The organism is Pseudomonas sp. SIMBA_041 (assembly GCF_046535095.1).
Classification (GTDB): domain Bacteria; phylum Pseudomonadota; class Gammaproteobacteria; order Pseudomonadales; family Pseudomonadaceae; genus Aquipseudomonas; species Aquipseudomonas mucoides.
This window is the reverse complement of sequence record NZ_JAWRXJ010000703.1, coordinates 1-249: the sequence shown is the minus strand read 5'-3', so window position 1 is coordinate 249 and position 249 is coordinate 1. Positions and strand designations below refer to the sequence as shown.

Below are 249 nucleotides of genomic sequence, written 5' to 3'. Positions count from 1 at the left end.
CGGCAAGGTGTTGATGAACACTCCCAGGGCCCGCTCGGCGCCCTCGCCGCCCTGCATCCGCCCCAGCAGCACGGTGCCGAACACTACCTGCTGCTGCCCCGCCAGGCTGCCCAGCACCCGGCCCCAGGCCAGGTGCATCAGGCTTGCGGCACTGACCCCCAGTTGCCGCGCCTGCAAGCGCAGGCGCCGGCTCAGCAGGCGGTCCAGGGGCTGGCGCGCTTCGCTGAGTTCGGCGCTGCCTCCCGGTAC

The 249-nt window shown here is 73.1% G+C and carries 1 protein-coding gene; it reads right to left on the bottom strand.

Annotation, left to right across the window (positions count from 1 at the left end):
- Positions 1-249 (bottom strand): condensation domain-containing protein (locus SB725_RS32915; protein ID WP_410923663.1); only part of this gene is annotated, 249 nt, incomplete at both ends.